This window comes from Acinetobacter sp. ANC 4910 (genome assembly GCF_004331035.1).
GTDB lineage: Bacteria > Pseudomonadota > Gammaproteobacteria > Pseudomonadales > Moraxellaceae > Acinetobacter.
Genome location: NZ_SJNT01000001.1, coordinates 370,194 through 392,951, shown reverse-complemented (window position 1 = coordinate 392,951; position 22,758 = coordinate 370,194). Strand labels below are relative to the sequence as shown.

Here is a 22,758-nt window from a genome sequence, read left to right as displayed (position 1 = left end):
CTGCCACAAGCCCAGATTTTTAGAAAATCTGGCATAAAATGCTTTTATTTTATGCAATTGATACAAGTTTTTTCAGAAACATATTGACCATCATTTTTCATACTGTATTATACACGGCATGCGGGAATAGCTCAGTTGGTAGAGCACAACCTTGCCAAGGTTGGGGTCGCGAGTTCGAGTCTCGTTTCCCGCTCCAAATTTTTTAGTGTAAGTTTTAGAAAAAACTGCTCAATATGCGGGAATAGCTCAGTTGGTAGAGCACAACCTTGCCAAGGTTGGGGTCGCGAGTTCGAGTCTCGTTTCCCGCTCCAGATTCAAAAAAGCCCTAGTCGAAAGATTAGGGTTTTTTTATATCTAAAATTTAAATCTGAACAACCTATCCATTTTCATTCAAGTAGCCCGCCAATTTTTTACAAAATTGATCTGATTCGCTAGCAATCTTCTAGAAAATTACCGATTCAAACGTTTACACTCAAATAGCCGTTGCCTGTGCTTTAAAATCTTTTTTGCATCACATCAAAGCTCTGGGATATACACCCGATAATACGCACAAAAAATAATCATAATTAAAAACAACCTAACATCCTGATTACAGAAGGTATTGTATGTCCAATTACAGGAATGTAAGTTCAAACCTTAAATAGCATTTACGAATTTGATGTGAAAAAACATCCAGAAGGCAAAGCCTCAACTGACCATTAACGATCAATATTAACCTTGATAGACAATCAATAGGCCATCTACACAGCCATATAAAAATTACCCCACGCCTGAAAGTTCAAACATGGGGGAGTCGTTTACCTTAACGAATTATTGTCAGTTTAGCGTACAGCAATTTTAGGATTGGAATTGCCCCACATGGTGTAGACATCTGCCAGCAAAGCACCATTGTATTCTTCCAAATCACTTTGCTTGACGCTTTCATTGCCTTGCTGACCAAACAACACCACTTCATCGCTGGCACGAATATCAGGGAAATCAGTAACATCGACCATGGTGGTATTCATTGACGTCCGTCCGACCACAGAAACTTTATGTCCACGAATCAGCACATAGGCTTTATTACTAAAAGCACGACGATAGCCATCTGAATAACCCATTGGCAAGTTTGCCAATAATGAATCACGCTTTAAGGTATAGGTTTGGTCATAACCAACGGTTGTGCCTTTTAAATAGGCATTGACTGTTGCCACTTGGGTTTTAAAAGTCATTAACTTTTTATATTCCACACGGTCAGGAATACTGTCACCATAAATCACGCCACCTGCACGGACCATATCTAAATGCGACTCTGGCACTGTTAACGTCGCGAATGAGTTGGCGGTATGTAAGGTTAGCTCTTCACGTTTCAATTTGGCTTTTTTAATCAACCAGTCAGTTTGTTGATTAAACACGGCTAAACGTTCACGCACATACTTTTCATCTTCTACAGCATAATGCGTCATGATACCGACCAACTTTAAATTTGGCAGTTTGGTCATACGCAGCGCTTGTTGTTTGCCTTGCTCGCTGTTTAACTCTAAACCATTACGATCCATGCCACCTGCGTTTAAACCCAAATGATAGGCAACTGTAATTCCCTGCTGTTTCGCCCAAGCAGAGATGCGCTGTGCCTGTTCATAATTGCCAAATAACTCTTCCATCTTTAAAGATGCGGCATTTTGAATTTCTTGATCGGTGGCTGCACGCAGTCTTAAAATGCGACCTTGATAACCCGATTGACGCACCATCGCGGCTTCGGCATTACTGGTAATACCCACACAAGGTACATTTAACTTGATAATGCTCGGCATGAGCAACTGAATACCATGACCATAAGCATCGGCTTTCATCACGGCGCAGATTTGACTCTTATCCTGCAATTGCTGCTGTAAAGTCTGAATATTCTGCTCAAAGGTCTGCACATTAATTTCAACCCAAGCATTGGCTTGTGGCGCCGCAGCCTGTATCGCTGAAATTTGTGGTGTCAACATCGGTGCCGCCATCGCACTGCTCATATTCAGCAGTCCCGCCCCCAACATACATGCCAATAATGTTACTTTTTTCAAGACAAATCCCTCTTCGTCATTATAAAAAAGAGAGGGTAAATACCCTCTCTCACTCTTCATTAATTATTTTCTGATACTTCATCATGATCAATGCGACGACCATGCTCTAAAATCCAAGTGCGCTCGCAGTCTTTACGTTTACGACGCTTGTAAGCAATCCATAAGCCGATAAACCAAAGTGGTGAAACAAACAGTGAAATACGCGTATCATGATCAAGACATAAAATCGCAACCACAAACACCATAAATGCGATCCCAAACCAGCTCATAAAAATACCAGCAGGCATTTTATAAATAGATTGCGCGTGCAAATCAGGGCGCTTTTTACGATAAGCCAAATACGATGCGAGAATCATACCAAAGGCAAATACAGTCAAAATTGAGGTCAATGCTGTCACAATATTAAATGCAGACATAACATTTGGCGTAACGAACAAAATCAGCGTACCGATAAATACACAAACCATCGAACACAACAGGGCTTGTACAGGCACTTTACCTTTAGATAAGGTTTTAAAGCGCTGCGGCGCATCTTTCTCAACCGCCAAACCATACAACATACGACTGGTGGCGAAGATACCGCTGTTTGCAGAAGACATTGCCGAAGTCACGACCACAAAGTTCACCACAGCAGCAGCAGCTGTAAGCCCGACCAATTGGAACATAGCCACAAATGGACTTTTGCCTGGATCAACGTGCTGCCATGAGGTCACGGAAATGATGACCAACAAAGCACCCACATAAAACAACAGAATTCGCCAAGGAATTGAATTAATGGCTTTGGGTAATGATTTTTCTGGGTTTTTGGTTTCTGCAGCAGTTGTACCGACCAATTCAATACCCAAGAAAGCAAACACCGCCATTTGGAAACCCGCCAAGAAACCTGTCACACCATGCGGTAAAAACGCATCAGGATCGGTGATATGCGAGAACGATGCCTTGACTCCATTTGGCGACACAAAGCCCATAACCACCAAGCTCACACCCAAGATTAAAAAGGCAATAATCGCCACAATCTTGATCATGGCAAACCAAAACTCGGTTTCACCAAACATTTTCACTGTAAGCAAGTTCAGTACAGTCAAAACAGTGATCGTGGCCAAAGCAGGTAACCATACGGGTAAATCGGGATACCAGAACTGCATATAACCACCAATCGCGATAATATCGGCAATTGCAGTAATGATCCAACTGAGCCAGTAGGTCCAGCCCAAAAAATAGCCTGCCCAAGGACCTAAATAATCCGTAGCAAAATCCACAAATGACTTATAGTTGGTGTTGGAAAGCAGTAACTCCCCCATGGCACGCATGACAAAAAACAAGACAAAGCCAACGATCATATAAGTCAAAATGACTGAGGTTCCAGAATTGGCAATGGTTTGCCCCGAACCCATAAATAGACCTGTTCCGATGGCTCCGCCAATCGCAATCATTTGAATATGGCGATTACTGAGAGAACGATCGAGTTGTTCTTCTCCAGCTGAATCGTAATGATGTCCACCCAGCAAATCACCTTCTAAAGGCTCTTTTTGTTGATGGGTTTGTTTTCCATTCATCATGTTTTCACTCCAATTTACACCTTAAAGAGGTGCAAATACGGGATAGATATAAAATTTTTCCTTATTTAATATCTATCCAAAATTAAGCTAAATATTATCTTTCAATAATATTAATTCTATTATTTAACCGTATTTTTAAAATAAAAATAGCGATCAAACAATCACAACACAGATTGCAAAATCTATACCATTTTTATTAATTTAACATTAAAAAACAGTAGCTTAATAAAAACATGACGCGAGTTTATCCACTGATTACAAGCGAACCCATAATCACTAGATGTAAATATTGCATTAATATTTTTCACAATATCCATATATTCAATTCCATTGAAAATTAATTTAACGATTTAAGTTCAATAAACCACCATCATCATATTTAATAAATCGAGACGAATAATCACGAACGAAGCTCAGTTAATATCAAACCTGCTCTTAAGCCTTTTTTCACTTGAGTATTTGGAAATAAAATCCAGACCTGTTCTGGTGCAATCACATAAGGTTTACCCTGTTGCAGGGCAATTACCGCATCTGATTGGAACATTGAGAAATTGGGAGCAGAATCGGCAAGGTTGAGCTGAAAGTCATCTTCAGTTTTGATAATCGAATCGACAACACGAAAGTTTTTAATTGCTGACTTTTGGCGTGCAGGTAAAGGTTGTTCTGTTACTACCGAACGTAACACTTGATTAATCGCGCTAAATGCCGATAAATCATTTTGACCAAAAGGTTTGGCATGTCCGAGTTCAAGGGTTGAACTCGCTGCCTGAAATCTTGAACTGGTATAGTGCGTGAAGGTGCGACCCGCTGCATTGTGGTATACCAAGGCATCCAGTTCCGCAGCATTCAAACACTCCAACATGACCGCATCATAGCCATGAGTTTGGTACGGAAATAAAGCAAACGTTGGCAAGACAGACGGACGTATTGCAGTATGCAAGTCATAGTGATACCGCTTGACCTGCGTTGGGCAAGATTTGAAAAAATCTGCCACCAACTGCTCTAGCTCCGCCACACGCTTCGCTTCAAAGGTTTCTGCAAATTGCTGATGTGCACCACAAAACATCCGATTCATATCATTTTCAACATAACGTTGACCTGAACGAATCGCGACAGGATTACCCAAGATCAACAATAATTTGACCTTCAGTTTTAAAACACCTGCAAATAAATCCTGACTGATCTGCGCCAACAATTCGATTGGCGCAGTTTCATTGCCATGTACACCTGCGGACAGCACAATAGCTTTTTCATAAGCCTGTTGAGGCGTAAAAGACAGTACCCCTTCAGCCAGCCATTCCCAGCTAAAATCGTCCTGTATGCCTCGGGTTGAAGCAGGCACTTTTTGCTCTAACACACTACTTAAAAAATCCATTTTCTGCTGTCCTTACTCGCGAATTAACGTTGGAAGTGATATACCGAACCCAAACCTAAAATTTGCGTCAATTCATCTAACGCAGTACGGCTTTCAATCAATAATTGCGGGTCAGCCAAATCTTGCTGTGCCAACTGGTCGCGGTAGTATTGATCTACCCACGTGTTTAAACGGGTAAACAAGGCATCATTCATAAACAGATTCGGATTAATCGCATTCAGTTCTGCTTCATTCACTGCGACACGCAAACGTAAACATGCAGGACCGCCACCGTTACGCATACTTTCACGTAAATCGAAGACTTTAATGTCATCAATTGGGGTACCCATTTGAATCATGTCGTTCAAGTAGCTCCATACCGCTGGGTTTTGACGCGATTCTTCAGGCACCACAATGCTCATACCGCCATCGGCACGCGTGAGTAATTGACTATTAAACAAATAGGTATTCACCGCATCTTTCACAGATACACGCTGATCAGGCACTTCAATGGACACGAAGTCTTGACCCAAACGCGCCATTTTTTCACGAATTTCAGCCAAAGCTTCCGATTGGTTCAAAAATGCATGTTGATGATGGAACAGGACGTTTTGGTTACTCACCGCAATCACGTCGTTGTGGAAGACCCCTTGGTCAATCACATCAGGATGCTGCTGAACAAAAACGGTTTGTTCTGCTTTGAGTTGGTGTAAACGTGCCACTGCTTCACTCGCCTCACGCGACTGACGCGCAGGATAATGTTTCGGGCCAATACCACCGCCGAGGAACTGCTGACCATAAACGAACACTTGTACGCTGGCTTGATCATAAGCACCGCCTAAACGGTTATGGTTCGCGGCACCTTCGTCACCAAACAATGCCACAGGTGGCAGAGCTTCATGATGGGCAAAGTGGCGCTCATCATTAAACATTGCCGCCATAACACGTGATGTGGTGTCATGCTCGATGGAACGGTGGAATTTGTTGTTCAAGTTTGCCGCTGTAAAATGCACACGACCATCTGCACTGTCTGCCGACGGTGAAACCGTTGCCGCATTGGCTGTCCACATACACGATGCCGAACTCAAAGCAGATAACAATGCAGGTGAAGTACGCATCGCTTGTTCAATTACGCTGTGATCATCACCGCGAAAGCCTAATTTACGCAAAGTTGGCACATGTGGGCGTTCTTGCGGTGCAAATACACCTTGCTTTAAGCCCATGTCGGCCAAAGCTTTCATCTTTAACAGACCTTGCTTGGCAGCCAACTTTGGGTTGGAAAGATTATTTTGGTTTTTGGTTGATGCTTCGTTTCCGAATGACAATCCCGCATAGTGATGCGTTGGACCGACTAAACCATCAAAATTAATTTCATAGCCTGACATTTCTAAACTCCCTTTTTGTCGACTTACAGCACAATGCCTGGCGATAATTTTTCAGGTAGGCTTACCTGCTGACTTTCTAATGATGCCATTGGCCATGCACAGTAATCTGCGGCATAGAAGGCACTGGCACGATGGTTTCCTGATGCGCCTACACCACCAAAGGGTGCAGCACTTGACGCACCTGTTAAGGGTTTATTCCAATTCACAATGCCTGCACGCGCTTCAATCAATAACCGCTCAAACAGTTCACGATCTGGTGAAACTAGCCCCACTGACAAACCAAAACGAGTGGCATTCGCTAGTGCTAAAGCCTCATCAAAATGGTCATAACGATAGATACAGCTCAATGGACCAAAATATTCTTCGTCGGGTACGTCATTAACATGAGTTACGTCTAAAAGACCTGGGCTTAACAAGCTACTGTTGGCATCTGCTTGAGTGACAGGCAATAACACCTCAGCACCTAAATCGATCAGGCGTTGTTGTGCTTGTAAAATTTGCTGTGCAGCATGTAGTGAAATCACACCACCCATGAATGGTTGTGGCTGTGCATCCCACTGACCCACCACCAAGTTACGGCTCACTTCAACCAAACGTTGAATGAAGGCATCGCCTACTGCACCATTTTTAATGATTAAACGGCGCGCACAAGTACAGCGCTGACCTGCGGAAATAAAGGCAGATTGAAGGGTTAAGTTCACCACCGCATCAATATCGGTAATTTCATCGATGATTAATGCGTTGTTACCGCCCATTTCTAGCGCGAGAATTTTCTCTGGAGCACCTGCTAATTGTTTATGCAAGTGATAACCCGTATTGGCACTACCCGTGAACAACAAGCCATCAATCTCATGGGATTGAGCCAGTGCTTCCCCTGTACTGCGACCACCTTGTACCAAGTTCAATACGCCTGCGGGTAAGCCTGCTTCTTGCCACAACTTCACGGTTTCTTCCGCTGTCCACGGCGTCAATTCACTTGGTTTAAAGACAAGGGTGTTGCCCGCAATTAAGGCGGGAACAATGTGACCATTCGGTAAGTGACCTGGGAAGTTATATGGACCAAATACAGCCAATACTCCATGCGGACGGTGACGCAAAGATGCTGCACCATCGGCCATTTCCGTTACGCTTTCGCCTGTACGTTCATGGTAAGCGCGAATCGAAATGGCTACTTTAGCAATCATCGATTGAACTTCGGTTAAGGTTTCCCAAATCGGTTTGCTGGTTTCACGACTAATAATGGTCGCTAACTGTTGTTTATTTTGTTCTAACAAACTCGCAAAACGATGAATCACTTCAATACGCTCTGCAAGTGGGCGACGTGCCCAAGCGGCAAAGGCAGCACGTGCCGACTGACAAGCCTGTTCAACTTGCTCAGCTGTGGCTTCTGCACCATGCCAAATTTTTTCTTGTGTGACAGGATCGAGTTTGTCCCATGCTGCACCCTGTGCAGGAGACCATGTCCCATTAATATATAAATTTCCTTGTGACATTATTTTGACTCCATCTTGTCTAAAGGCAACATACGAATACTTTGCCCCGCTTGTACACCAAGCGCATAAGCTTGTTCAGCCATTAAACTTAAACTGTCTGCATCCGCAGCATGTTGAATTAAAATTGCGCGATAATCGTGATAACGGTCATTCGCCACTAAATAACGACCCGTCGCTTCTGGCAAACTGCTCACAATTTTCACGGCGCAGGTCTGGCTTTCCTTGACTGCACGTAAGTTTTTCACTTCGGCTTCGAGGGTTGGGCCAGCATCAAAAATATCGACATACCCTTGATAGCGCAGACCTTCCGACTCTAAAACACGAGAAGCGGGAACCGTCTGAGGATGGACTTGTGCAATCACTTGCTGTGCTGCCAATGGCAATAAATCGGTATACACAGGGAAGCGAGGCATCAATTCCGCAATAAAGACTTTTTGCCCAATACCACTCAGGTAATCAGCCGTGGAGAAGTCCATATTGAAAAAGTGATAGCCCAAAGCATCCCAAAAGGGTGATCGACCATTTTCATCAGAATAACCGCGCATTTCTGCAATCAGGGTATTTTGAAACGCCTGTTGAAATGCAGCGATAAACAGAAAACGGATTTTAGAAAGCAACTTGCCATTTTGATCTTTACGGTACTCAGGATCTAAAAACAGCGTGCACAGCTCACTACATCCCGTGTGGTCATTGCTTAAAAATAGGGTATTTAAAGCCTTATAAACATTCAGAGCCTGTGAAGCATGCACTTGCTTGCCCACATGAAAGTTATAAAATGGTTCCGTCAAACCCACCGCAACTTCAATCGCACTCACACCGACCACGCGCTGCAACTGGGTATCTTCTAAAACAAATAAATAACCTTGCTCATTTGGCGCAGCTTGACCTTGTAAGGTCTTTTGCGTGCGTGCAATTCGAGCCAGTAAGATCTCTTTATTTTGGGGTAAAGAAGTCAGACCTACGCCCGACTTCCCCGCCAGAATGAAGATGTCATCTAAATCTCGATGCTCTGCATGTCTAACAATCATCATCAGCGGTGGCCTATCACGCGCCAACGAAACGTGCGAGCGCACGCTCAAAACGTTGTAAACCTGCTTCAATATCCGCTTCTGGAATAATTAAAGATGGTGTGAAACGCACGACATTTGGACCTGCAACCAGTGCCAAAAGTCCTTCTTCACCAGCAAGCGTGACGATGTCTTTGGCTTTACCTGCATATTCCGCTTTGAGTACACAGCCAATTAATAAACCTTGACCGCGAACTTCTTCAAACAAGCCAAAACGTTCATTTAAACGTTTTAAACCTTCAGCAAAGATTTGTGCACGAGTACGCACGCCATTTAACACTTCAGGTGTATTGATAAAACCAAACACTGCATTTGCTACAGCAGATGCCAATGGATTACCACCATAAGTCGTACCATGATCACCTACCGCATACATATTCGCGTATTTATCTGTGGTAATCATGGCGCCAATTGGGAAACCACCACCGAGTGCTTTGGCTGTGGTTAAAATGTCTGGGGTCACTTCAGTGTTCATATACGCATATAACGCACCTGTACGACCCACGCCTGTTTGTACTTCATCAAAAATCAGTACAGCACCGTGTTGATCACACAGCTCACGTAAACCTTTTAAGAATTCAGGATCGGCAGTAATGACCCCACCTTCACCTTGAATCGGCTCAACAATCACAGCACAAGTATCGGCATCAATCGCTGCACGTGCTGCGTCCAAGTCGTTGAATGGAAGATGCTGAATACCTTCTGGTAAAGGAGCAAAATCTTGCGAGTATTTTGGTTGACCACCCGCCGAAACGGTAAACAACGTACGGCCGTGGAAAGCATTTTTAAATGCAATAATCTTATTCTTGCGCGCAGAGCCTGAAAGTAGGCCCACTTTGCGCGCAAGTTTCAAAGCCGCTTCGTTGGCTTCTGCACCAGAGTTACAGAAGAACACTTTATCGGCGAAGGTACTTTCAACCAATTGTTTTGCTAGAGTAAGTACAGGCTCATTGGTATAACCATTACCGATATGCCATAACTTCTGACCTTGTTCGACTAAGGCTTTGACTGCAACTGGATGTGCATGTCCAAGCGCATTCACCGCAATCCCCCCTGCAAAATCAATATATTCTTTACCTTGCTGATCCCATAAACGAGAACCTTCACCACGCACAGGAATAAATTGAGCGGGTGCAAAAACAGGCACCATATACTGATTAAAATCTTGGCGATTAGGTTGACTATTCTGGTTCATGGTTTGTTCTTCCTTAATAAATCTGATGTTGTTCTTGCTTGAATGTGCCCCGAAGGGCACGGAACTTGCCCTTAACCTGGGAAAATTCCTCGTTCTTTACGTGCTTTCAAAATGCGTTCACATGCCAAAATGTACGCTGCGGTACGCAAGCTACAATCTTTGTCATGCGCTGTATGCCAAACGTCTTCAACCGCTTTAATCATGAGCTTGTCTAAACGCTCATTAATTTCTTCTTCGGTCCAGAAATAGCTTGCCATATCTTGAACCCACTCGAAGTAACTCACGGTTACACCGCCTGCATTACACAACACGTCAGGAACAATCATGATTTGACGTTGTAAAAGAATATCTTCTGCATCTGGATAAGTTGGACCATTGGCACCTTCCAACACCAATTTGGCAGTCAGTTTCTGAGCGCGCTCAGGAGTAATCTGACCTTCTAATGCAGCAGGGATTAAAATATCCATCTCCACTGCCCAGAACGCTTCATCTTCAATTAAGGTTGCATCAGGGAAACCTGCGACACCTTTATGAATCGCAACATAGTCTTGCAATTGCTTAACATTCATACCTTCGGCATTGAAAATCGTGCCTGTGTGGTCTTGCACACACACTACTTTCGCATTGGCTTTATGGAAGAGGTATGCGGCTTCGCTACCTACGTTACCAAAGCCCTGAACCGCAATACGGCTGCCTTCAAGTGCTAAGTTAATTTTCTTGGCAACTTCTAAACCTGTCACAAACACGCCGCGACCCGTTGCACGTACACGACCCAATGAGCCGCCTAAATGCACAGGTTTACCCGTCACTACACCTGTTACGGTATGACCTTTGATCGTGGAATAGGTATCCATCATCCAACCCATAATGTCCGCATTTGTGCCAACATCTGGCGCTGGAATATCGGTTTGTGGGCCAATGATTGGGCTAATTTCAGTGGTAAAACGACGCGTTAAACGTTCAAGTTCACGTGGAGACAATTTACGCGGGTCGACTCGAATACCGCCTTTTGCACCGCCATATGGCAAGTTTAATACCGCAGTTTTAATGGTCATCCACGCTGAGAGGGCCATGACCTCATTCAGTTCTACATCTGGGTGATAACGAATACCGCCCTTACCTGGTCCACGCGACAAATTGTGTTGTACACGGTAACCTTCGAAATGCTGAATAGAACCGTCGTCCATAACAATAGGCACATCGACAATAAGCGCACGCTTTGGACGCTTTAAAGTATTGATAAATGGGATTAAGTCTTCTTCAAGATAGGGTGCTACACGGTTAATCTGAGCAAGGTAGGTTTGCCATGCGCCACTATTTTCCATTTCATACGACAAAGACATTATTTTATCCTCTGAGAATTTAATTAATTCAATCCATTCAAAATAGGAAACACTCCATCTATTGGACACCGCCTCAGCTCGGTGCTGTTCCAACTGGAGTGTTACCCAGTACGCATAGTATGAAAAATCAAAACGACTCTAAAAAGTTGTAATTTTGATTAAAATGCAATAAATTTTAGCAAAATGATAATTTGGAAAATCAAAGTGAATGATACTGACAGTCAAATTCTGGGTTTGCTGCGTGACAATGCCCGTATGTCGATTACCGATATTGCCCACAAAGTGCGTGTTTCCCGGAATACCGTGCAAAAGCGCATTGAATATTTAGAATCAAGTGGCATCATTACGGGCTATACCGTCCGCTTAAAACCCGGCAGTGAGAAGAACACCATTCGTGCATGGATGAACATTATGGTGGAAGGCACCAAAACCAGTGCCGTCGTGAAAGAATTAAGAATTGATCCCTCGGTGCATACGCTGCATACCACCAATGGTAAATGGGATTTATTGGTTGAGCTGAAATCGGACAGTTTGGAAAGTTTTGATAAAACCCTAGAGCGTATTCGAACCATTTCTGGCATTTATAATACTGAAACCAGTATTTTGCTTTCGACATATAAAGCATAAGCAATTCACTTATCGTGATTTCAAGTGAGAAACCTAAACGCTTAGCAACCAAAACCATTCTGATCAATACCGCTTCATTTGCTAGAAAAGTGCAATTCAACCTCGTTTTCTCGGAAATTTTCTCCGATTATGACCCCATGAGTTTCACCGATTGTTCATTTTTAAATGGCACAACTCTTTTAAAGTCCCGCGTGGCTGTGTATAACAATCGACGTACAGAAAAGTAAAAGCATAGGCAAACTGTCTAAAAAAGCGTTAGACTATGCCACAATCAAAAATGCAAACCCCTTGGTGATTTGCAGACGAATAGAAAGGTGAAGATTGATGCCGCTCAATACCGTTGAAGAGCTCGTAGCAGATATCCGTGCAGGGAAAATGGTCATCCTGATGGATGATGAAGACCGTGAAAATGAAGGTGACTTAGTTATTGCGGCAACACACGTCCGCCCAGAAGACATCAACTTCATGATTACACATGCGCGTGGTTTGGTGTGCTTAACTTTAAGCCGTGAGCGCTGTCAGCAATTGAATTTACCATTAATGGTCGATGCCAATGGTGCACAACATGCCACCAACTTCACCCTGTCGATTGAAGCAGCCGAAGGGATTACCACAGGTATTTCCGCAGCTGAACGTGCACACACCATTCAAACAGCGGTTGCTGCACATGCCAAGCCTAGCGATATTGTGCAACCTGGACATATCTTCCCGCTGATGGCACAACCTGGTGGCGTACTGCACCGCGCAGGACATACCGAAGCAGGCTGTGACCTTGCTCGGATTGCTGGCTTAGAACCCGCTTCTGTGATTTGTGAAATCATTAAAGAAGACGGCACTATGGCTCGTCGCCCAGATTTAGAAATTTTCGCTGAAAAGCATGGTCTTAAAATGGGGACCATTGCTGACCTGATCCATTACCGCATGACCAATGAACAAACGGTCGAGCGCTTAGGTCAAGAAACCATCGACACTGAATATGGGACATTTGAACTGTTCCGTTATCGTGAAATTGGGAATCCAGATATCCATTTGGCCTTGGTCAAAGGTGAACCCAAAGGCGGCGTAACCACTGTTCGCGTTCATGGTTTTAATCCGACCCGTGACTTGCTTAAATTGAATAAGCAAGATGGCGAACCTGCTTGGAACCTAGACCGTGCGCTAAAAGAAATTGCACACAGTGATCGCGGTGTATTGGTGTGGATTGGTCAACGTCACCTACAAGACCTAGGTCCTGCATTAGACAGTTTAACGGCACCGAAGAAAACCAAATCCAGTGCCGCATTGTCTCAGCAATACCAAACCATTGGGGTGGGTGCACAAATTTTACGTGATTTAGGCGTTGAAAAAATGAAGCTGCTCAGTTCGCCGCTACGTTTCAATGCATTATCAGGTTTTAATCTTGAAGTGGTAGAATATGTCACTGCTCAACAAACATTAACGAAATAATCGAGGTTGCTATGGCGATTCGCCGAATTGAAGGTTTATTACATCTCGCGAGCGAAGGCCGTTACGCGATTTTAGTGGGTCGTTTCAATAGCTTTGTGGTTGAACACCTGCTAGAAGGTGCAATTGATACATTGAAACGTCATGGTGTATCAGAGGATAATATCACTGTTGTTCATGCACCAGGTGCATGGGAACTGCCAGTAGTTGCAAAAAAACTGGCAGCTTCTGATCGCTTTGATGCCATCATCGCACTAGGTGCAGTCATTCGTGGCAGCACGCCACACTTTGACTTTGTCGCAGGTGAATGTGCCAAAGGCTTAGGCGTTGTAGGCTTAGACACTGGCTTACCAGTGATTAATGGTGTATTGACTACGGACAGCATTGAACAAGCGATTGAACGCTCTGGAACAAAAGCAGGTAATAAAGGTAGTGAAGCTGCCCTTACTGCAATTGAAATGGTTAACTTGTTAAAGGCTATTTAAAGCATGTCGCAAACACTTCAAGCCGCTTATGCTGCAAAACGTAAAGCACGTCGTTTTGCTGTACAAGGCATTTATGAATGGCAAATGAGCCGCAATCCTGTGCATGAAATTGAAGCACGTACGCGTGTTGAAAATGCTATGCATAAAGTGGACCTAAGCTATTATCATGAATTGCTGACTCAAGTGGTTGCCAATCATGACGCTTTGGATGCGCTTCTTATTCCTGTGCTAGATCGCCAAATCGAAGCACTAGACGGTGTCGAACTTGCGACACTTCGTTTAGGTGCTTACGAATTGAAAGAACATCTTGAAATCCCGTATCGCGTGGTTTTAGATGAAGCGATTGAGCTTGCGAAACACTTTGGTGGCGCAGACAGTCATAAATACATCAATGGTGTATTAGACCGTTTAGCCAACAGCCTTCGTGCAGCAGAAAAGCAACAAGCACAATAAGACGTGTAGTAAGTAGTATGGCTGAGTTTTCAATTATTGAGACCTATTTTAATCGAGCGCATAACTATTCGGTTGATTTAGGCGTCGGCGATGACTCAGCCCTACTTACCCCTCCTCCGCAGCAACAATTGGTGATCTGTACAGATACCTTGATTGCAGGACGACATTTCCCTCTAGATACTCCCGCCCATGCGATTGGCTGGAAATCGGTTGCCGTGAATCTTTCCGATATCGCTGCAATGGGTGCCAAACCGCACAGCATCTTATTGGCATTGAGCCTACCCCAAATTGATCATGACTGGCTAAAAGACTTTAGTCAGGGACTCTATGATTGCTGCGATCAATTTGGGGTGAGCTTAATTGGTGGTGATACCACCCAAAGTCCGCATCTCACCATTTCGATCACCGCATTGGGTTGGGTCGACTCAGGGCAAGCGGTAAAACGCTCAGGTGCTCAAGTGGGTGACTACGTTTGCGTCAGTGGTCAGGTCGGTGATGCAGCCTATGGACTTCAACATCCAAGTCATTCCTTAAAGCAACGTTTAGATTACCCAACCCCTCGCTGCCAGCTCGGGCAGCAGCTCAAAGGCGTGGCCTCTGCCATGATTGATGTCTCGGATGGATTGGCACAAGATCTTGGACATATTCTCAAAGCATCACAGGTCGGTGCTCGACTACAATTGGAACAGCTTCCTATCGATGTCAGTCTGCAACATTTAACACAAGTACAACAATGGCAATACGCACTCGCAGGTGGTGATGACTACGAGTTATGCTTTACAATAAGTCCGCAAAATTACCAACAGCTTTTACAACAACAATTAGATGTAAAAATTACGGTGATTGGAAACATTACAACGTCAACAGGACTTACATTTGAAAAAGATGGCAAAGATCATCTGCTTCAATTCCAAGGGTATCAACACTTTGCATAAACCTCCAATTCAGTTTAACCGTATGTCTTGGTCGAACCGCTGTATTGTCTTTTGCGGTGTCGGTTTTGGCTCTGGTTTATTACCCAAAGCACCAGGTACTTTTGGTTCTGCCTTTGCATTACTTTTTATCCCATTGTGGTTGAATTTAGGCTTGCTCAACTCCATATACGCCATCATCTTCATGTCACTGATTGGCATCTATATTTGCGGTCAAACCGCCAAAGTGATGGGTGTACATGATGATGGACGCATTGTCTGGGATGAGTTTGCAGGTCAATCCATTACCTTATTGCCGCTGATTTATTTCGGACAAATGAGTATCTTCTCTGCATTGATCGGTTTTTTGCTGTTTCGCCTGTTTGATGTGTGGAAGCCATGGCCGATTCGCGTCATTGACCGCCAAGTCCACGGCGGATTTGGCATTATGCTCGATGACATTATTGCGGGGCTTTGGGCAGCGCTCTGTATTTTTATATACCTCAATATTTCTCTGGCTTAAAGTCAGCTTGTAAGGTGTGTTATGACAACTTCTGTGATTATTCTTGCTGCAGGTAAAGGAACCCGAATGCGTTCCCAGCTCCCCAAAGTGCTACAACCCTTAGCAGGACGCCCCTTACTTGGACATGTGATTGAAACAGCAAAGCAACTCAATGCCGAGCATATCATCACCATCTATGGGCATGGGGGTGAACAAGTACAACAACACTTTAACCATGAACATATACAATGGGTCGAACAAGCAGAACAACTGGGGACTGGTCATGCCGTTCAGATGACTTTACCAGTGCTACCACAAGACGGTATTTCCCTGATTCTGTCTGGTGATGTACCGTGTATTACCCCCGCAACATTACAAAAACTGCTCGATGCTTCACGTGGAACAGGAATTGGTCTGGTCACCTTAACCCTTGACGATGCCACAGGCTATGGACGCATAGTACGTAAAGATGGACAAATTCAAGCGATTGTTGAGCACAAAGATGCCAACGAACAGCAACACCAGATTCGTGAAATCAATACAGGCATCTATTGCGTGAGTAATGCCAAGTTGCATCAATGGCTACCACAGCTCACCAATAACAATGCACAGGGCGAATACTACCTTACTGATATTGTGGCCATGGCATTGGCAGATGGTCTTGAAGTTGCTTCCGTTGAGCCTGAAATGGCATTTGAAGTGGAAGGCGTGAATGACCGCATGCAACTTGCGGCATTAGAACGTCAATTTCAAAACTTCCAAGCCAAAAAATTAATGCAGCAAGGCGTGCATTTGATTGACCCGAGTCGTTTTGATTTACGCGGCAAGCTAAAAGTTGGTCAAGATGTGCGTATTGATATTAATGTCATCATTGAAGGCGAATGCGAATTTGGTGATTCTGTTGAGATTGGCGCAGGTTGCGTAATTAAAAACACCAAAATTGCCGCAGGCACCAAGGTACAACCGTATAGCATTTTCGATCAAGCCATTGTTGGTGAAGATACCCAGATTGGACCTTTTGCACGTTTACGTCCAGGTGCGAAACTCGCCAATGAAGTCCATATTGGTAATTTTGTTGAAGTGAAAAACTCAAGCATCGGTCTGGGTTCTAAAGCCAATCATTTTACTTATTTAGGCGATGCCGAAATTGGTGAAAATTCAAATATTGGCGCAGGAACCATTACCTGTAACTATGACGGTGCCAACAAATTCAAAACCATTATTGGTGACGCTGCCTTTATTGGCTCGAACAGCTCACTGGTTGCCCCTGTACGCATTGGTCATGGTGCTACTGTCGGCGCTGGTTCGGTAATTACTCGTGATGTTGAAGATCACAACTTAGCCTTTGAACGTTCAAAGCAGATAGTCAAAGAAAACTATCAACGTCCACAAAAATTGAAGAAATAAGAGGATATTCCTATGTGTGGTATTGTCGGTGGCGTTGCAGAACGTAGTATTACCAATATTTTAATTGAAGGTTTAAAGCGACTGGAATATCGTGGTTATGATTCGGCAGGCTTAGCGCTGGTAAATCATGATGCGATTTTACGTGAACGTCGCGTCGGTAAAGTTGCCAACCTTGAACAAGCTGTAAATGAATCACTGGTCTCAGGTTCACTTGGAATTGCACATACCCGTTGGGCAACCCATGGGAAACCGACTGAAAATAATGCCCATCCACATGTCTCAGGTCAGGTCGCTGTCGTACACAATGGTATTATCGAAAACTATCAAGAACTGAAAGATGATCTTGAAGCCTTGGGTTATATCTTTACTTCGCAAACTGACACTGAGGTTGTCGCGCATCTGGTACATGATGCCTTGAAGTCGACCTCTAGCCTGTTAGAAGCCGTACAAAGTGTAGTGCCACAGCTTAAAGGTGCGTATGCACTGGGAATTATTCACACAGATTATCCAGATGAACTGATTACGGTCCGTGAAGGCTCACCACTTGTGATTGGTGTGGGTATTGGTGAAAACTTCATTAGCTCGGATCAATTGGCTTTATTGCCAATTACCAACCGTTTTATTTACCTTGAAGAAGGTGATATTGCCCGCTTAACACGCGACAAAATTGAAGTATTTGTGAATGGGCAATTGGTACAACGTCCTGTCAAAGAACTGGATGCAACGGTCAGCAATGCCTCGAAAGGTGAATTCAAGCATTACATGCTGAAAGAAATTTACGAACAGCCTGAAGCATTACAACAAACCATTTCTCAAGCCTTAGATGGCAATGCCTTACGTGCAGACTTCTTACAACATGCTGAAGCGGATTTTGCGAACATCCAACAAGTGCAAATCCTGGCTTGTGGGACCAGTTACCATGCTGGCATGATTGCCAAATACTGGTTTGAACAGCTGATTGATGTGCCTTGTCAGGTTGAAATTGCCAGTGAGTTCCGTTATCGCACCCCTGTGATTGTGAATAACACACTTTACTTGTGTATTTCGCAATCGGGTGAAACCGCAGATACTTTAGCTGCATTACGCGATACCCAAAAACGTGCCGCAACAAAGAACATCAATATTGTCACCATGGCCATTTGTAATGTGGCCACTTCATCAATGATCCGTGAGACCAGCCACAGTTTATTGACCTTGGCAGGCCCTGAAATTGGAGTTGCTTCGACCAAAGCCTTCACCACGCAATTGGCCGCATTGATGTTACTGATTTTAAAAATTGGTCAAATCAAGCAAACTATTTCAGAACATCAAATTCAAAGCATCGCAGCAGAATTATGGCACTTGCCTAAGGTTGTTCTGGATACCCTGCAAAATAATGTGGCTATTTTACGACTTTCAGAATTGTTTGTGGAAAAGCAACACTGCTTATTCCTTGGTCGTGGCACTCACTTCCCAATTGCCTTGGAAGGCGCGCTCAAACTGAAAGAAATTTCTTATATCCATGCTGAAGGTTATGCTGCCGGCGAACTTAAGCATGGACCGTTGGCTTTGGTTGACAATGACATGCCTGTGGTTATTCTTGCGCCACAAGATGACATGTTGGATAAACTCAAATCCAATATGGAAGAAGTTCAAGCACGTGGAGGTGAGCTGTTTGTCTTTGCGGATGAGCACAGCGGCATTCAAAGTAAAGAACGTCAACACGTAGTGAGTGTGCCGAGTATCAGTGCAACCTTGGCACCAATCGTGTATAGCGTGCCGGTGCAACTACTGTCTTATCATGTTGCAGTATTGCGTGGTACCGATGTAGACCAACCTCGAAACTTAGCCAAAAGTGTTACTGTAGAATAAAACCAAAGGCTCGAATATCGGGCCTTTTTTATACAATGATCAAGAGTTAAAAAATGACCACCCTGACCTGTTTTAAAGCATACGATATTCGAGGCAAACTCGGCACAGAATTGAATGAAGAGATTGCCTATAAAATTGGACGTGCCTATGGGCAAATCTATCAACCTAAAACAGTGGTGATTGGTTGCGATATCCGTCTGAGCAGCGAAGGCTTAAAACAAGCCACCATCCAAGGACTCATCGATGCTGGCGTCAATGTTCTTGATTTGGGTATGACTGGAACTGAAGAGGTTTATTTCGGTGCCTTCCATCTTGATGTACAAGGGGGTATTGAAATCACGGCCAGTCACAATCCGATGGACTATAACGGGATGAAACTGGTGCGTGAAAATGCACGTCCAATCAGTGCTGACACAGGTTTAAAAGACATTCAAGCACTGGCTGAGTTGGGCACATTTAAAACTGTTGAGCACAAAGGTACAATCCAAAGTTATAATATTCTACCTGAATTTATCGATCACCTCCTCACCTACATTCGCCCTGAAAAAATTCGTCCACTCAAACTGGTGGTCAATGCGGGCAATGGTGCAGCAGGACATGTGATTGATGCACTAGAACAAAAATTCAATCAGCTGCAAGTTCCTGTAGAATTTATCAAAATTCATCATGAAGCCGATGGCACATTCCCAAATGGTATTCCAAATCCGATTCTAGTTGAAAATCGTGATAGTACCCGTCATGCAGTACTAGAACATCAGGCAGATATGGGCATTGCTTGGGATGGCGATTTTGACCGCTGTTTCCTCTTTGATGAAAAAGGGCAATTCATTGAAGGCTATTACATTGTCGGCTTACTGGCACAAGCCTTCCTGTTAAAACAAGCCAATGAAAAAATTGTGCATGACCCACGTTTGGTCTGGAATACCTTAGATATTGTGAATCAATATCAAGGTATTACTGTACAGTCTAAATCAGGTCATGCCTTTATTAAAGATGTGATGCGTGAGCATAATGCAGTCTATGGCGGGGAAATGAGTGCCCATCACTATTTCCGTGATTTTGCTTATTGCGATAGTGGCATGATTCCATGGTTACTGGCGATTAGCGTTTTATCTGAAACACAACAATCTTTATCTAGCCTCGTTGAAGATATGATCACCAAGTTTCCATGTAGTGGCGAAATCAACTTCACAGTTGCAGATACCCAAGCCACCATTCAAAAACTGTTTGACCATTTTGCACATCAAAACCCTAAGATTGATCGCACCGATGGGGTGAGCTTAGATTTTGGCACTTGGCGCTTTAACGTACGTGCATCCAATACAGAGCCACTGTTACGCCTGAATATTGAAAGCCGCTTGGATGAAAATCCGAAGCCGATGCAAACTTACGTGCATGAGTTAACTCAGTTAATTCAATCATAATTTCTTTTGAACGGAGTCAACACATGGCTTCGTTCATGCTTGATTAGAAAATACATATGAAACGATATGAAACCCTTGATTGGTTAAGGGGTATAACCGCTTGTGCCATCATGATTTATCACCTTATCAGTTGGACATTGTGGCACCCTCAAGCAGGCAGCCTCTTAGGTAATTTAGGTATTTATGGTGTTTCGATCTTTTTTGTACTTTCTGGGCTAAGTATGGGGATTGTATATAATCATTTTTTCCACAATTATAAATCTTCCTTTATATTTTTCATCCGCCGCTTATTTAGATTACTCCCGCTCCTCTGGATTGTGATTATCATTATTAGCATCGATCAATTTTATCTCACGCACTATTTTGATTTATCTAAATTCATATTAAACATAACACTGTTATATGGATTTTTAGCACCCAGTGAATATATTAATGTGGGTGCATGGAGCATAGGCAATGAATGTGTTTACTATGCTTTCACACCTATACTGATTCTACTTTACAATAAACGAAAATTATTCGGTAATTTAGCACTCTTAGGGGCGGTTATAATCGCAATATATTTCGCATTTTTCGCCCTTGATCATCATTTAACACTCGCACAGCAGTGGAAAATTTACATTAATCCATTTAATAATTTATTTTTATATTTTAGTGGCTTAGCGTTATATTACAATTTTAAAGAATTGACAATGAAACGTATTGCACCTCTGCTTATTTTCATATCAATCTGCCTTCTTTGGTTTTATCCTGTTAGCGGAGATCAGATTGAAATTGTCACCAATTTTAATCGTATTATTTTCTCTATTGCAGCAGTGACCTTAACACTTGGTTTTTATAAGCTAGAAGTCATTACAATCCCCTTAAGTTTTTCAAAACTTCTATCGAATATTGGGGAAGCAACCTATGGCATATATTTAATACATCCTGTCGTTTTTCTCTATATTACTCGCTTTTTTAACTTAAATTTTTATATAACTATCTTGCTCACCATTGTTTTAACCTTATTGATTTCAAATCTTCTTTATTATTTTTATGAGAAGCCTTTTATCAAAATTGGCAAAAGGCTTACTACACGATCAATCACTTGAACTATAGTTATTGATCATAGCCTTGCGGATTTTGCTTCTGCCAGTTCCAACTGTCAGCGAGCATATCCTGAAGCCCATATTGCGGTTGCCAGTTCAACTCTGTCACTGCACGAGTATTGTCTGCGAATGAAGTAGCAACATCTCCTGCACGTCGTGGTGCAAATTCAAACGCAATCGCAATACCATTGACTTGCTCAAAGGTATTTTTAATCTGTAAGACAGAGGCTCCCTGCCCCGTACCAATATTCCAAGCACGACAGCCTGTCGCGGATAAGCGATTATTTAAGGCACATAAATGTGCATTGGCTAAATCCACCACATGGATATAATCACGAACGCCTGTACCATCAACGGTATCGTAATCCTGTCCAAAAATAGATAATTTTTCACGACGCCCAACGGCCACCTGCGTCACATAAGGCATCAAATTATTCGGAATTCCTTGTGGATCTTCACCAATGCGACCACTTTTATGCGCGCCTACAGGGTTAAAGTAACGCAACAAAGCAATTGACCAACGCTCATCTGCAACACTGAGCTTTTGTAGCATTTGTTCAACAATCAGTTTGGTATAGCCATAATTGTTAGATGGCATACCCGTCGGCATCTCTTCATTCAACGGCGAAGTATTTGCCTCATCATAAACGGTCGCAGAAGAACTAAACACCAACTTAAATACGCCAGCACGTTCCATGGCTTTGACCAAATTCAGACTGCCCGTAATATTATTATCAAAATAGGTCAAAGGAATCTGCTGGCTTTCACCTACTGCTTTTAAGCCTGCGAAATGAATCACCGCATCAATCGCATGCTGTGCAAAGACTTGATCGAGTGTTTCGCCATCTCGAATATCTCCCTCAATAAAATTGAGAGATTTTCCAGACAATTCTTGTACCCGCGTTAAGGATTCAACCGAACTATTTGAGAGATTATCTAAAACTACAACGTCATGACCCGCGGTTAATAACTCAACACAGGTATGTGAGCCGATATAACCAGCTCCACCTGTGACTAAAATTTTAGCCATATTTTTTCCTTGCAAAACTTTCAGTAAGCCCTAAATTAAGCTATCAAATGAATCCTGTAATATCGAAATTATACTCATCAAGCAAATCTCTAT

Annotated in this window: 19 protein-coding genes and 2 tRNA genes; 12 read left to right on the top strand and 9 right to left on the bottom strand. The window is 43.3% G+C overall.

Features of this window, described 5'->3' with window-relative positions:
• The first annotated feature begins 120 nt into the window (after nucleotides 1-120).
• A tRNA-Gly gene (locus E0H82_RS01690) sits at nucleotides 121-196 on the top strand.
• Between the two features lie 39 nt (nucleotides 197-235).
• Nucleotides 236-311 (top strand) — tRNA-Gly (locus tag E0H82_RS01685).
• Between the two features lie 510 nt (nucleotides 312-821).
• On the opposite strand, the gene alr is transcribed toward E0H82_RS01685, so the two are convergent.
• The 8 genes from alr to E0H82_RS01645 form a co-directional block, all read right to left on the bottom strand.
• The gene (gene alr / locus E0H82_RS01680) at nucleotides 822-2,048 is read right to left on the bottom strand and encodes an alanine racemase (RefSeq protein ID WP_131262702.1); all 1,227 of its coding nucleotides are present in this window, start codon (nucleotides 2,046-2,048) and stop codon (nucleotides 822-824) included.
• A 59-nt stretch (nucleotides 2,049-2,107) separates the two neighbouring features.
• Nucleotides 2,108-3,607, bottom strand: coding sequence for an amino acid permease (locus E0H82_RS01675; protein WP_228258606.1), 1,500 nt, complete (start codon nucleotides 3,605-3,607; stop codon nucleotides 2,108-2,110).
• 400 nt (nucleotides 3,608-4,007) lie between these two features.
• On the bottom strand, nucleotides 4,008-4,982 hold the full coding sequence (gene astE / locus E0H82_RS01670; RefSeq protein ID WP_131262701.1) for a succinylglutamate desuccinylase: 975 nt from the start codon (nucleotides 4,980-4,982) through the stop codon (nucleotides 4,008-4,010).
• A 23-nt stretch (nucleotides 4,983-5,005) separates the two neighbouring features.
• Nucleotides 5,006-6,346 (bottom strand): N-succinylarginine dihydrolase, encoded by a 1,341-nt coding sequence (astB, locus tag E0H82_RS01665; RefSeq protein ID WP_131262700.1) that lies wholly within the window; start codon nucleotides 6,344-6,346, stop codon nucleotides 5,006-5,008.
• 23 nt (nucleotides 6,347-6,369) lie between these two features.
• Nucleotides 6,370-7,839 carry a succinylglutamate-semialdehyde dehydrogenase gene (gene astD / locus E0H82_RS01660; RefSeq protein WP_131262699.1) on the bottom strand — a complete coding sequence of 490 codons (1,470 nt, stop codon included), beginning with the start codon at nucleotides 7,837-7,839 and terminating at the stop codon, nucleotides 6,370-6,372.
• Nucleotides 7,839-8,870, bottom strand: a complete 1,032-nt coding sequence (astA, locus tag E0H82_RS01655; RefSeq protein WP_131262698.1) for an arginine N-succinyltransferase — start codon at nucleotides 8,868-8,870, stop codon at nucleotides 7,839-7,841. Before astA ends, astD begins: the two co-directional genes overlap by 1 nt.
• Before the next feature lie 13 nt (nucleotides 8,871-8,883).
• On the bottom strand, nucleotides 8,884-10,101 hold the full coding sequence (locus E0H82_RS01650; protein WP_016165649.1) for a bifunctional succinylornithine transaminase/acetylornithine transaminase: 1,218 nt from the start codon (nucleotides 10,099-10,101) through the stop codon (nucleotides 8,884-8,886).
• A gap of 71 nt (nucleotides 10,102-10,172) precedes the next feature.
• On the bottom strand, nucleotides 10,173-11,447 hold the full coding sequence (locus tag E0H82_RS01645) for a Glu/Leu/Phe/Val family dehydrogenase (protein ID WP_171458250.1): 1,275 nt from the start codon (nucleotides 11,445-11,447) through the stop codon (nucleotides 10,173-10,175).
• A 201-nt stretch (nucleotides 11,448-11,648) separates the two neighbouring features.
• On the opposite strand from E0H82_RS01645, the gene E0H82_RS01640 reads away from it, so the two are divergent.
• The 10 genes from E0H82_RS01640 (at nucleotide 11,649) to E0H82_RS01595 (ending at nucleotide 21,638) form a co-directional block, all read left to right on the top strand.
• Entirely contained in the window at nucleotides 11,649-12,071 is a 423-nt protein-coding gene (locus E0H82_RS01640) for an Lrp/AsnC family transcriptional regulator (protein WP_116762678.1), read from the top strand.
• Nucleotides 12,072-12,395: 324 nt separating this feature from the next.
• Nucleotides 12,396-13,517 (top strand): bifunctional 3,4-dihydroxy-2-butanone-4-phosphate synthase/GTP cyclohydrolase II, encoded by a 1,122-nt coding sequence (ribBA, locus tag E0H82_RS01635; RefSeq protein ID WP_131262696.1) that lies wholly within the window; start codon nucleotides 12,396-12,398, stop codon nucleotides 13,515-13,517.
• 11 nt (nucleotides 13,518-13,528) lie between these two features.
• A complete protein-coding gene (gene ribE / locus E0H82_RS01630; RefSeq protein ID WP_016165653.1) occupies nucleotides 13,529-13,999 on the top strand; it encodes a 6,7-dimethyl-8-ribityllumazine synthase in 471 nt (156 codons plus the stop codon).
• Between the two features lie 3 nt (nucleotides 14,000-14,002).
• Complete coding sequence (nusB, locus tag E0H82_RS01625) at nucleotides 14,003-14,452, top strand: transcription antitermination factor NusB (RefSeq protein ID WP_116762674.1); 450 nt, start codon at nucleotides 14,003-14,005, stop codon at nucleotides 14,450-14,452.
• 17 nt (nucleotides 14,453-14,469) lie between these two features.
• Nucleotides 14,470-15,387 carry a thiamine-phosphate kinase gene (thiL, locus tag E0H82_RS01620; RefSeq protein ID WP_131262695.1) on the top strand — a complete coding sequence of 306 codons (918 nt, stop codon included), beginning with the start codon at nucleotides 14,470-14,472 and terminating at the stop codon, nucleotides 15,385-15,387.
• Complete coding sequence (locus E0H82_RS01615) at nucleotides 15,338-15,886, top strand: phosphatidylglycerophosphatase A (RefSeq protein WP_131262694.1); 549 nt, start codon at nucleotides 15,338-15,340, stop codon at nucleotides 15,884-15,886. Before thiL ends, E0H82_RS01615 begins: the two co-directional genes overlap by 50 nt.
• Nucleotides 15,887-15,907: 21 nt before the next feature.
• The gene (glmU, locus tag E0H82_RS01610; protein ID WP_131262693.1) at nucleotides 15,908-17,272 is read left to right on the top strand and encodes a bifunctional UDP-N-acetylglucosamine diphosphorylase/glucosamine-1-phosphate N-acetyltransferase GlmU; all 1,365 of its coding nucleotides are present in this window, start codon (nucleotides 15,908-15,910) and stop codon (nucleotides 17,270-17,272) included.
• Nucleotides 17,273-17,284: 12 nt separating this feature from the next.
• Nucleotides 17,285-19,123, top strand: coding sequence for a glutamine--fructose-6-phosphate transaminase (isomerizing) (glmS, locus tag E0H82_RS01605; RefSeq protein ID WP_131262692.1), 1,839 nt, complete (start codon nucleotides 17,285-17,287; stop codon nucleotides 19,121-19,123).
• A 53-nt stretch (nucleotides 19,124-19,176) separates the two neighbouring features.
• Nucleotides 19,177-20,547 (top strand): phosphomannomutase CpsG, encoded by a 1,371-nt coding sequence (locus tag E0H82_RS01600; protein WP_131262691.1) that lies wholly within the window; start codon nucleotides 19,177-19,179, stop codon nucleotides 20,545-20,547.
• A gap of 56 nt (nucleotides 20,548-20,603) precedes the next feature.
• A complete protein-coding gene (locus tag E0H82_RS01595; RefSeq protein WP_131262690.1) occupies nucleotides 20,604-21,638 on the top strand; it encodes an acyltransferase family protein in 1,035 nt (344 codons plus the stop codon).
• A gap of 7 nt (nucleotides 21,639-21,645) precedes the next feature.
• On the opposite strand, the gene galE is transcribed toward E0H82_RS01595, so the two are convergent.
• Nucleotides 21,646-22,665: a UDP-glucose 4-epimerase GalE gene (gene galE / locus E0H82_RS01590; RefSeq protein ID WP_131262689.1), complete on the bottom strand. Its 1,020-nt coding sequence runs from the start codon at nucleotides 22,663-22,665 to the stop codon at nucleotides 21,646-21,648.
• Between the last annotated feature and the right edge of the window lie 93 nt (nucleotides 22,666-22,758).

Coding starts and splice junctions, on each gene's coding strand:
- E0H82_RS01675 (WP_228258606.1), bottom strand. CDS start 3,607: ATGATGAATGGAAAACAAACCCATCAACAAAAAGAGCCTTTAGAAGGT.
- astE (WP_131262701.1), bottom strand. CDS start 4,982: ATGGATTTTTTAAGTAGTGTGTTAGAGCAAAAAGTGCCTGCTTCAACC.
- astB (WP_131262700.1), bottom strand. CDS start 6,346: ATGTCAGGCTATGAAATTAATTTTGATGGTTTAGTCGGTCCAACGCAT.
- astD (WP_131262699.1), bottom strand. CDS start 7,839: ATGTCACAAGGAAATTTATATATTAATGGGACATGGTCTCCTGCACAG.
- astA (WP_131262698.1), bottom strand. CDS start 8,870: ATGATGATTGTTAGACATGCAGAGCATCGAGATTTAGATGACATCTTC.
- E0H82_RS01650 (WP_016165649.1), bottom strand. CDS start 10,101: ATGAACCAGAATAGTCAACCTAATCGCCAAGATTTTAATCAGTATATG.
- ribBA (WP_131262696.1), top strand. CDS start 12,396: ATGCCGCTCAATACCGTTGAAGAGCTCGTAGCAGATATCCGTGCAGGG.
- ribE (WP_016165653.1), top strand. CDS start 13,529: ATGGCGATTCGCCGAATTGAAGGTTTATTACATCTCGCGAGCGAAGGC.
- nusB (WP_116762674.1), top strand. CDS start 14,003: ATGTCGCAAACACTTCAAGCCGCTTATGCTGCAAAACGTAAAGCACGT.
- thiL (WP_131262695.1), top strand. CDS start 14,470: ATGGCTGAGTTTTCAATTATTGAGACCTATTTTAATCGAGCGCATAAC.
- E0H82_RS01615 (WP_131262694.1), top strand. CDS start 15,338: ATGGCAAAGATCATCTGCTTCAATTCCAAGGGTATCAACACTTTGCAT.
- glmU (WP_131262693.1), top strand. CDS start 15,908: ATGACAACTTCTGTGATTATTCTTGCTGCAGGTAAAGGAACCCGAATG.
- glmS (WP_131262692.1), top strand. CDS start 17,285: ATGTGTGGTATTGTCGGTGGCGTTGCAGAACGTAGTATTACCAATATT.
- E0H82_RS01600 (WP_131262691.1), top strand. CDS start 19,177: ATGACCACCCTGACCTGTTTTAAAGCATACGATATTCGAGGCAAACTC.
- E0H82_RS01595 (WP_131262690.1), top strand. CDS start 20,604: ATGAAACGATATGAAACCCTTGATTGGTTAAGGGGTATAACCGCTTGT.
- galE (WP_131262689.1), bottom strand. CDS start 22,665: ATGGCTAAAATTTTAGTCACAGGTGGAGCTGGTTATATCGGCTCACAT.